This window comes from Rhodoblastus sp. (assembly GCF_019449565.1).
GTDB lineage: Bacteria > Pseudomonadota > Alphaproteobacteria > Rhizobiales > Beijerinckiaceae > Rhodoblastus.
In genome coordinates this window covers 1-10,333 of record NZ_JAGRPM010000046.1, presented here as the reverse complement: position 1 = coordinate 10,333, position 10,333 = coordinate 1, and the positions used below count along the sequence as shown (strand labels likewise).

The window sequence follows — 10,333 nt, the reverse complement described above, 5'->3', positions numbered from 1 at the left end:
TCCTGAGTGGGGTTGAACGACCCTCAAATCTCAGGACGGGCTGCCCGTCGCGCCATCGCTATCCTATCGGCTTGCTACCCGCCGTCGCGGCTCACGCCCCCGCGCAGCGGGCCGGAGCGGAGCGACTTCGTGCTATGGCGCCGAGTCGGCTTTCCGCGAATGACGGGAATCATGCAAGCAACGGACTTCGGGCGCTTCGAACGAACAGGCAATAATGACCCCAACCGGACTTCGACATTCAACTGAATTGCCTAGCGTAGACGGACGATCCCGAGGCGTTCGAGCCAAAGGATCGCGTCTTACAGATTCTCGATAACCGTGACTGCGGCTTCGTTCCTTCTGAGGAAAGGCAATGTGAACGGAGCGTCGTAATAAAGCGTGTAAGGCGCCCCGCTCGGGCGCCACCCCGACCCCCGCAGCATTTCGAGCAGTTCGTTCTGATGCGCCGTGAAGTACTCTCCTGAACCGGAAAAGCGGACGATGGCGACCGTCTCTGCCGGCGCCGCAACAATCTTAACCCGCGCGTCGGTGGGCTCGGGCGCGCGATCGCGGCTGTATTTCGCCGGCAAGTAGAACCGCATAACCGTCCCGCCAATGTGCTGCGCGGTTTGCACAGGAACAGTCATCGCGATCAGCGTGTTATTGCGAACCTCGACCGGCACGGTCATGGCAATTTTGCCATCGCCCGAAGCGGAAGCTTGGTTGGCGCCCGCAATATAGGCGAACAGGAGCTTGAACGCCTCGTTGTTCCCCGCATCGTCCGCGATCGCTAATTGCGTTTCGGCTGCGACTCGCGGCCCGTATCGCCGGATCTCGACGCGATCCGCGACGCGACCGATCACGTCATAGCGGGGCTCTTCGTAAAGGCGGGCGCCGAACAACCCGAAGAAGGACTCGAGCGCCAGCGCGCCGTAATAGGAGATCGCCTTCAACATTGATCAGGTCCAGATTGCGGTTTAGGGCCAAGGAGAATTGTCCTGTCGAATCAATTGGCTACCAATGGCCGCGCGGCCCTTGCTGGCGGGCTGGCGAACCCTCGGCGACCGGACTCGCCCTGGCCGCTTTGCCCGGCGTGGGCGGCGCAATAGCTGTCTCCCCGCAGGCGACCGCACCCGCAAAGGCGGAAGGCGTCAAAATGCTTGGGATCGCCACAATGACCCAGAGAGCTAACGCCCTCGTACGATGGGCGCGCCGTACTGGTCGTCATATCATTCTTCCAGCCGCCATCTTTTGAAAGGGTCGTAGCAGCCAACAATTTGACAATTGCGTTTATCGGATCGCCGTAATGGCCTGACGCTTAGGCTTGGCAGATATCGTCGTCAGCTGAGCATCAAGGCGATCCGAGGTTTCTTGATTGATGGCTCGCCTACTTCTCTGGCGGCAGCAACACGGTGTCGACGACGTGGATAACGCCGTTCGAGGCCAAGATGTCAGCGGTCGTGACCTTAGCGCCGTTAATCATGACGTTGCCGCTATCGACCTTGATCGCCAGCATCGCGCCATTGACCGTCTTGGCTTCTTTCAGCTTGACGACGTCGGCAGCCATCACTTTGCCGGGAACCACATGGTACGTGAGGATCGCTGTCAGCTTCGCCTTGTTCTCAGGCTTGAGAAGAGTGTCGACAGTGCCCGCTGGCAATTTGGCGAATGCGGCGTCGGTGGGGGCGAAGACCGTGAACGGCCCCTTTCCCTTCAATGTATCGACAAGGCCGGCAGCGCCCAACGCCGCGGCAAGGGTCTTGAACTGACCAGCGGCGACTGCCGTGTCGACAATGTCCTTGTCCGCGGCGTAAGCGCTCGCGCCGCCGACTGCCAATCCAATCACGGTTGCCGCAACGGCGGCGAATTTCCCAAGTCCGAACATCATTGCAACTGCTCCCTGTGAGTGTCGATGGCCGCAGTTGGCCATTTTAATCACTGCTCTTTTACGGCGCGGGGGAGTGATCGGATCGAGAGAATTGATTTAACTTTTCCTTGCCAACCGGCGCTCATCCGTCGGAAGCAGTCGTCGTTCGCTGAGGCTGATCATGAAGGCAAACAAAAACGCATGCCAGTACATCCCCGGCGGGCGTCTCGCCGGTGCGCCAGAGGGCCGACACCACGTATTCCTTCGGCGTGAACAACTTACCCCGAAAGCGCCACAATTCATTAATTTCGCGTTTAGCTTAGTCCGGCGATAGTGGTGATCAAAGCATTTCGGCGCCGAGGCGATTTAGATCCACAGGCGTTCCTGAGGAAAAACACTATGAACTGCTCGTGGAAGAAGACTGCGATCGGTGCGCTTGCCGCCCTTAGCGTGAGCTTCGCCTTGACCTCGACTCCCGCATCGGCAAACGACGCCTGGATCGTCCCCGGAGTCGCTACTGGCGTTCTTGGCGGCCTAGCGCTCGGCTCCGCCGCGGCTAATGCGAACCGCGAACCCTATTATGCTCCTGGCCCCGATTACGACGACTGCTGGATTGAACGGCGCCCGGTGTATGACGAAGATGGCGATTTTATCGGCCGTCGTCGCGTGCGCGTCTGCCGCTGATCTCCGAATTCCGCGCGCTGCAACAGTTTTGGCGCGCCCAAAAGCGAAACGGACCGCCGGTACATCCGCAGCGGTCCGGTCGTTGGCTTGCGTCCTCGGGAGGAATGCTCAGCTTGTTACGAAAGTAAGTTCATTCCGTGCGTTCGACAAGCGCCCCACAGCGCGGCACAAAGGCCTAGACCCCCATGGAACGTAATAACAGCACCGCTGTGAATCTCGTCCAGGAACAGGATCAGGCTTTCAATCGCGTCCTCGATCAGCCGGCGCATTCCGAGGCGGAATTCGATGAAGCAGCGGGGCCGGTGAATCGTCGCGACTCCTCTTTCCAGTCGGAGCGGACCGCCCCCACCCGCGCGGGCATTGAGGGTAGGCGTCGGCATCTACGCACAATTTTAGGGCCGCTCTCGGGCTCGTTGCGGTCCTAAGGCAGAAGGTCCCACCGGCGGCTGCCGCACCCCCAGCGGACGTTCCGATGGCGAAACGAACCAGCGCTCGTGACCCCAACCGGACCAAACAAACGCCGCTCCGCAGTCGCGAGAGCGGCCTTTTTTCGTCTCTGGCTTGAGCTGCCGACCCGCCGAACGCCAACTCAATCAGACTGACTGACCTGAGTGTCGCGGATAGCCGACAAGGTCAGTAGCGGTCGGCGTGTTCGGTTCGATAATCATTCCAGCGAAGGCGACCTGCGACGGCATTCAGCTCGTCATTGAGATGGACTCGGGCGTCAGGCGGCAAGTCTCCATCATTGCGACTCCGAATGCGGGCTTCCTGGCGTTCAATGTCCCTGATCTGCCGGCGCAGGCCGTTGCTTTCTCGCGGCGACAGCCAGCCGTCGCTATCCATCGTCTCCACACGATTGCGCAGGAAACTGATGCGCTCGCGAATGTGAGAGGGCGCGCCATACCAAACTTCACCTCGATTCGCAGGTGGCGGAGGCGGCGGCTCAACGTACCGGGAGGCGACCGGCTGGGCTGCCCGATAGACATAGCCTTGCGGGCAAGGGTTTCCCTGTCCCACATTATTGCCAATGAGCGCGCCTGCGACCGCGCCGCCGACGCCACCCAGAACCGTGCCTTTGGCTTTGTCGTGTCTGCCCGAAGTTACGTTTCCGATCAAAGCGCCAGCCGCGCCCCCGAGTAGCGCACCCTCTACTGTCGTGTTGGGGTTTCCATCTGGCGCGCATCCCGGTGGGATGTCCTGCGCCAAAGCGCCGCTCACGCCGAGCCATGCCGACAAGCAGCCCACTAAGGTCATTGCACAGTATCTATTCATGACGGTTTTCACCCATGCGCAGCCATCTTTCTGGGCTCGATGGCGGTCACCCTGTTTGGGCGATAATCACGATCAAATGGTTACTATGGCCTTAACGTCTCATTCATCAGGCCGCCCATCCGCACCGCCATTACTGGCGGTATCGCTGGGCCGGTGGTGCGCCGATAAGCTGAGGGGGAGCCCAATCGCCGAACATGGGGGGCGCGCTGACACGCGAAGGCAGCCCGGAAAACACGAAGGTCGGCTTTAAGCCATCGCGCGAGGTTTCGCGACGGTCCGGTTGGGGTCATTATTTCCGGTTCGTTCGCTGCGTCCAAAGTCCGCTATCTCCAAGATTGCGGTCTACCGAGGAAGGACGGCACGGCGCCAAGAACGGAAATTGCCGGGCCCAATGGCGACCTTCCGGAATCGGCTCGAAGCCGACCCTCGGCGAGGAGAACGTTCGAATCTAAGCCATGGTCCAGCGCGGCTTCGGCAATAGTTAGCGGATTGGCGCATTTAACAGCGAATTTTCGTTTACGGCGCGATTCTGCCCTTGCTAGTGGCGCTCGTGAGACGCTGTGACGATCAAGAAATGCGCGCGTGGCGGTGGCTTAAGCTTCAGCAGTGGCGGCTTCTATGCCGATCTGAATCTTCGCGCGAAAGCGCCCCATGTTTGAGAAGATGACGCGTCGGCCAACAAAGCGGACGAGGCCCTGTTCTTCTAGCCGGTTGATAATGCGCGAAATTGACTCAGGCGTTGCGCCAAGCAGCGCGGCAATGTCTTTGCGTTGAACCGGCAGATCGAATACGTGTTCTCGATCATCCTGTTGAGCTTCAACATTCTGATATAATCTAAACAGCAAATGCAAAAACCTCGCCTGCAAACCTCTCGTCATTTGCTCGGCGCAGTTCGTTTCGGTTGTTGTGAGATCGACCAACGCCCTTTGCAGGAAGCCTTCCTTTAAGTTTGGGTTGCGCTGAAGCAGCATCGTGAGCCGCGCGGCCTCGATGAAGCAGACGCGGGACCGCGTCAGAACCTCAGCCGTATTGCGGTGTTGGCGCTTACCGATTACGGCGCGATAGCCCAGAACATCTCCGTTCTGGCTAAGTCGCAGCATGGCCGAATTGCCATTGTCATCTGATCGGCGCAATCCCACCAATCCCGACTGGATGCAGTAGACACCCGAGCAATTGTCACCCTGCATGAAGATGTTCATACCCGGTTCGTAGACGCGCTCGTGGCTGGCCCGAGCAAAGAGTTCACAGTCCATCTCGTCCAGAACGTGTCCCCATTCCGTCGCTTTGCAGGAGCAGCCTCGACTACGGCACACTTGCGACATTCATGTTCCTCCCGTCGAGCATCGTCAGTCAGAAGGTGGGTTAGCCATTTAACTTAGCGTTCTAGGCCTCGTCGTCGAAATCGCTTTGACGACGTCTCTGATCTGGCCCCACATTTGGAGGGCTTCCTGCTCATCGGCCACCAGAAGCTCGTGCATGCGGAGTTCAACCTCCTCTAAGGCCTTACCTCCGTAACGCTCGACCATCCTTAGTGCGGCCTTACGAATTTCTTCTTGATCTGCGGTAGACATCACCCCCTCCGCTTTCGCGAAGGATGAGGCGCGTGCCCCACAACAACATTGATATGCATCAAGCGCAATGCGACTTGGCGGTAATACGGGCGGGTGCTCCCCCAAAGCGATGTCGGCTTTCCGCTTGATGGGGTAAGCTGGGCGTGAAGCGGCTTGGTTGAAATCGCAGTCGGTCTGTAACCGCATGCTACAAAATCGGCGCCGTCATTCACTCCCTCCCTCGGGCGTCGCTCCCGCTGGGGAGCTCGGTTCGGCCTCCTGTCTGGTCGCTGGCGACTGACTACGCCAGTTTGAACTCAGTGCCGTGTTTCAGCATCGCATGCATGATGATGGCGAGCCGTCGGGCGAGCGCGATCCGCGCTTTTCGCATGGTCGAGCGCTTGGCGATGGCGAAGGCCCAATTCTTGAGCTTCAGCGGACCCTTGAAGCGCGTCAGCATCACGTTCGCGGCCTCATAGAGCAGCGTGCGCACCCGCCTGTCGCCGCATTTGGAGATACTGCCGGTGTAGTCCACCTCGCCGGATTGGTAACGGCGGGGCACGAGGCCGAAATAGGCGCCGATATCGCGCGATCGCTTGAAGCGTTCGGGATCGTCGACCGCCGCCACAAAAGCGAGCGCCGTCAATTGGCCGACGCCTGGAATGGACATGAGGCGACGGCACGCGTCGGACGCCCTCGTCAGCTTCCTGATGTCCGTATCGATCGCGGCCACCGCCGCCATCACGGCTGTCCGCGCCGCGATGAGGCCTTGCGTGGCGGCGGACAGTCCATCGACGCCATTGCTCGCCTGAAGCGCTTGTTCAATGAAGGCGGGGCTCAGAGAGCGGGGAAGCCGGACGCCAAACGCGACGGCCAGACCACGGATCTGGTTTTCCAACGTGACGCGCTGGCCGACGAGCTTCTTGCGCGCGATAATCAGCGCGCGGATGGCGTGGGCGGCAAGCGACTTCACATGCACCGGCTTGAAGAAACCCGTGCGCGCCAGATGCGCCAGGCCGCGCGCATCATTGCGGTCGGTCTTGTGGGTCGCGAGAGACTTCAGCGCCTGATAGGCCTGCCGGCTCTCGACGCAAATCACTGGGACGTCGCGCTGGGTGAGTCCGTGATAAAGCATCGGGGCCATCCGGCCGGTCTCGAACACGACGCGTCGACACGCCGGCGCCTCCATGAGCGCCGCGTCGATGTCGGCCGGCGTGGAAGCAACCCTGGTTTCGTGGATGACGCCGCCGTCCCTGTCCACGATGCAGATGTGTGTCTCTTCCATCGAGACGTCCAGTCCGGCGTAATAGTCCATGATCAGCCTCCTCTTTGCTTTCCGGAAAGCCTATCTTCTTCCGGAGAGGAGCCGCCAACCATTACCCGATGTTGAAAAACGCTGCGGTTCAGCGACTGCGCTCCGACAAGGGGCCTTTTTTCAAGATTTATGGGGCCCGACGCCCTGTCGCGTTGGCGGCCGTGGCCGCCACATCGGCGGGCTATGCCGTCATCGCCTCCATTGACGGCGCCGCTGGCCGCAATCGGGCAAGGCGCCGCAGGTTCTGCGCGGTCGCTGCGAGCAGGAACTCGTCCTTGGCTCCATATGGCCCACGCAGCCGCAATCGCCCGAGCCCCAAGATGCGCTTGAGATGGGCGAACAGCATCTCGACCTTTTTCCGACGGCGGCAAGCGACTTTAAATTCGGGCGTGACGGCAAGGGCCCGCGCCACATCACGCGCGTCTTCATCGACGTGCCGAGGAATCTTGCGTGCGACATCGTTCGGGCAGCATCGCGCTTTGAGATCGCAGACGTCGCAATCCTTCTTGCTCGCGCGATAACGGCGTAGACCGTCAGCGCGCGACGCCGGTGCGCGGCATGGCGTAGGTGCGACGGAACTGAACCAGTTCTTTGCCCGCAGGACAGGTGTAGCGGTCCGCGTCAGGATCCCATGTGAAGTCCGAACGCGAGAACGTGCCATCCGTCCGCGTCGATTTGTCGAAGACCGGAATATGCGGGGTGATCTGCTTGCGCTTGACGAGCCAGGCGAGGTTTTGCGCCGCGCCATAGGCTGTGTCGGCGGTCAGGTAGCCAGGCTTGAGGCCGAAGCGATCTTCGGTTCGATCCAGCATCGTTTGGGCCGCGCCGACCTCGGCCTGGCGAATAGAGCGCGTGGCTTCGACATCGACAATCACGCCGTGGTCTGTGTCGATCAGATAATTGGTCGAGTAGGCGAAGAAGGCGGGTCCTTTGCGCTGCGCCGTCCATTGGGCCGCCGGATCGGCGAGCGAGACGAACTTCGGCGGGACCGGCGTCGCAGCGCCAAACGCGGCGTCGTCGAGCGTCGCGAGATATTCGCGCGTCGCGCGGCAGGCTTCGTCACTGATGTCTTCGGGCTTCCAGTCGCTGCTGCGCACCGAGTGGTGCTTGTTGACGTCGGCAGGAATCAGGCTGGCGTCCACCGCGAACCCATCCGCGCTGACCAACCCTTCGGCCATGCAGCGCGCGACGACTGTTTCGAACAGATGCCGAAGGATGTTGCTCTCGCGAAAGCGCCCGTGCCGGTTCTTTGAAAAGGTCGAATGGTCGGGGACCTTGCCGTCCAGGCCGAGGCGGCAGAACCAGCGATAGGCGAGGTTGAGATGGACTTCCTCGCACAGACGGCGTTCCGAACGAATGCCCATGCAATTGCCCACCAGCAACATGCGGATCATCAACTCGGGATCGATCGAGGGGCGACCGGTGCTGCTGTAAAATGGCTTCAAGGCGGCGCGGACGCGTGCGAGATCGAGATGCTGATCAATGCCGCGCAGCTGATGATCAATCGGGACGTGATCATCGAGGCAGAAGTCAAAGAACAACCTCGACGCTGTCGCCTGCACGCCCATCATCGCCGCTTCCCCCGCAAATCAGCAGGGAAAGTGAATCACGCCACCCTCAACACGGCAACGGCCGAGTTTTTCAACACAATCCGCCGTTTCTTGACCTAGCGGACAAGGCTGGAGACCGACGTCTTCGGGCGGCACGCAGCTGCAGACCGAAGGGCTGGAGACGGCCGAGAAGCGGATGATCGCTCGATTTGGCTATTGGCTGTTGTTCGCCGACTGGGCCGGCTAGCTGCGCCGCCAAGCGGTTTGCAATCTTGCCCCCCCCCCGCGCGGCTTGCTGAATCAGGGGTGAACTTTGCAATCGCGTTCACACTCTTTACCATTCCTGCATTAACGTCATGGGGCGCTACGAAAATTGCTGAGGCGCATGCGCCGGGATCTACCGGGCGCCTTCGGCGAATTAGAGGAAGAAAAATGATGCAGCGCCCGGACGGAGGGCACGGCATGGCGAACGGCCAGGCATGCATGAGAGAACACGAAGCTCGCTCCGCCATCCTTGCCGAACTTCACGCGCGCCCTTTCCTTCCCGTTGAGGCACCCCGGCGCGTCTATCATTTTGGTTTTGCAACCAATGACGCGGAAGTGCGCGCGGACCGCCGAGCACTTATCGCGCTATGCGAAGCGAGTGGAGCAGAAAGCCTCCCTGAGGACGCCAAATTTTGCCACTTGACACTGGGCGATTGGGAGCTGCGCTGGGAGCAGCATACCGAGTTCACAACGTACACCTGGTCCACCTCGCAGGACGCAGCCGACCCCTTTGCGCATCCCGATCCGCTCGGCGAAGGCGAGATCGCGTTTCTGGCGCCGGGCCGTCTTGTGGTGGCAGCGCATCTGGCGATCATCGCGGGCGGCCCTTCGCCCGAATCCCTAGCGCCGCTGTTCAAGCCAGAAAGCCTGTGCGTCATCCGCGTATCGAACGCTGCAGCGCACATGCTGACCGATTTTGTTGCCGGCCCCTATAAATTCACGCGGCTGCTCATCAGAATGGATAGGGGCGACGCGCTCCGAGCCGGCCGGGCCGTCCAGCGGCTCCTCGATATAGAAACGTACCGCACCATGGCGCTGCTCGGGCTCCCGGAAGCGCGGCGCGCCAGCCCTGAACTCGCGCGTATGGAGTGCGAAATTGCGGAGATTAACCACGCGCTCAGCCAAACCGAGGGAGCGCGCACCAGCCAGCACTTACTGAAACGTCTGAGCGCTCTGCTGGCATCGAGCGAAGCGCTTTCGACGCGCACGGCATTCCGCTTCGGCGCCAGCCGCGCTTACCACGCCGTCGTCAAAAACCGCCTCGAACTCATCCGTGAGGAAAAGGAAGGCTCCTACACCACCGTCTCCGGCTTTTTCAGCACCCGACTCGACCCCGCGATTGAGACCTGCAACGCTGTGGAGATGCGGCTCGCGCGCTTGTCCACTCAAGTGCAGCGCGCCATTGATCTCATGCGTACCGGCATCACCTTCGAACTGGAACAGCAAAACCGCGACTTGCTGGAAGATATGAACCGCCGCGCACGCTTGCAGATGCGCCTGCAAGGCATAGTCCAGGGCATCTCCATCGCGGCGCTGGCCTATTATCTCTCGGGCCTGACGACCTATCTTGCCAAAGGCCTCAAGGATGCCGGCTGGCTGCCGAAAGGCATCACCGCTGATATGATGGTGGCGGCGGCGCTACCCCTTACGATTCTCGCATCCTGGGCTTTTATGGAGCGCGTCCGGCGTCTCAGTATCAGGGCGCGAGAAGAGGAAAAGGTCAGGTGAGGCCCGATCCATCGCCAAGGCCGGCGCTACTCGCAATTATGCACCGTTCTGGCGGTTCGGCAGCTGATGCTGCTCGACGTGGCTGCGGCGCCAAATGAGCGAAAGAACATTGGTGCCGTAGGCGTAAGATTGGGCGAGAAGCGGTCTTGGACCGAAGGACCGGTCCATGAGGAAAAGCGGTCGAAGGCGCAAGGGCAAGGATGCGCCATAGCACGAAGTCGCTCCGCTCCGGCCCGCTGCGCGGGGGCGTGAGCCGCGACGGCGGGTAGCAAGCCGATAGGATAGCGATGGCGCGACGGGCAGCCCGTCCTGAGATTTGAGGGTCGTTCAACCCCACTCAGGA

8 protein-coding genes and 1 pseudogene are annotated in these 10,333 nt (G+C 60.9%); 3 read left to right on the top strand and 6 right to left on the bottom strand.

Features of this window, described 5'->3' with window-relative positions:
- Window positions 1-299 precede the first annotated feature (299 nt).
- Window positions 300-935 carry a heme-binding protein gene (locus tag QZ409_RS11740; RefSeq protein ID WP_296711148.1) on the bottom strand — a complete coding sequence of 212 codons (636 nt, stop codon included), beginning with the start codon at window positions 933-935 and terminating at the stop codon, window positions 300-302.
- 431 nt (window positions 936-1,366) lie between these two features.
- Window positions 1,367-1,867 carry a fasciclin domain-containing protein gene (locus QZ409_RS11735; RefSeq protein WP_296711146.1) on the bottom strand — a complete coding sequence of 167 codons (501 nt, stop codon included), beginning with the start codon at window positions 1,865-1,867 and terminating at the stop codon, window positions 1,367-1,369.
- A 315-nt stretch (window positions 1,868-2,182) separates the two neighbouring features.
- Between QZ409_RS11735 and QZ409_RS11730 the strand changes: the two genes are divergently transcribed.
- A complete protein-coding gene (locus tag QZ409_RS11730) occupies window positions 2,183-2,530 on the top strand; it encodes a hypothetical protein (protein WP_296711144.1) in 348 nt (115 codons plus the stop codon).
- Window positions 2,531-3,163: 633 nt separating this feature from the next.
- Here QZ409_RS11730 and QZ409_RS11725 read toward each other — a convergent pair.
- The 4 genes and pseudogenes from QZ409_RS11725 to QZ409_RS11710 all read right to left on the bottom strand — a co-directional run bounded on the left by QZ409_RS11725 (window position 3,164) and on the right by QZ409_RS11710 (window position 8,238).
- Window positions 3,164-3,736, bottom strand: coding sequence for a glycine zipper 2TM domain-containing protein (locus tag QZ409_RS11725; RefSeq protein ID WP_296711141.1), 573 nt, complete (start codon window positions 3,734-3,736; stop codon window positions 3,164-3,166).
- 659 nt (window positions 3,737-4,395) lie between these two features.
- Window positions 4,396-5,124: a Crp/Fnr family transcriptional regulator gene (locus tag QZ409_RS11720; RefSeq protein ID WP_296711139.1), complete on the bottom strand. Its 729-nt coding sequence runs from the start codon at window positions 5,122-5,124 to the stop codon at window positions 4,396-4,398.
- Window positions 5,125-5,653: 529 nt separating this feature from the next.
- A complete protein-coding gene (locus QZ409_RS11715) occupies window positions 5,654-6,667 on the bottom strand; it encodes an IS110 family transposase (protein WP_296711137.1) in 1,014 nt (337 codons plus the stop codon).
- A 181-nt stretch (window positions 6,668-6,848) separates the two neighbouring features.
- A pseudogene (locus QZ409_RS11710) lies at window positions 6,849-8,238 on the bottom strand (IS1182 family transposase).
- On the opposite strand from QZ409_RS11710, the gene QZ409_RS11705 reads away from it, so the two are divergent.
- Both QZ409_RS11705 and QZ409_RS11700 read left to right on the top strand, forming a co-directional pair.
- On the top strand, window positions 8,140-8,337 hold the full coding sequence (locus tag QZ409_RS11705) for a hypothetical protein (RefSeq protein WP_296711151.1): 198 nt from the start codon (window positions 8,140-8,142) through the stop codon (window positions 8,335-8,337). The pseudogene QZ409_RS11710 and the gene QZ409_RS11705 overlap by 99 nt on opposite strands.
- 312 nt (window positions 8,338-8,649) lie before the next feature.
- A complete protein-coding gene (locus QZ409_RS11700; protein ID WP_296711134.1) occupies window positions 8,650-9,990 on the top strand; it encodes a DUF3422 domain-containing protein in 1,341 nt (446 codons plus the stop codon).
- Window positions 9,991-10,333: the final 343 nt, after the last annotated feature.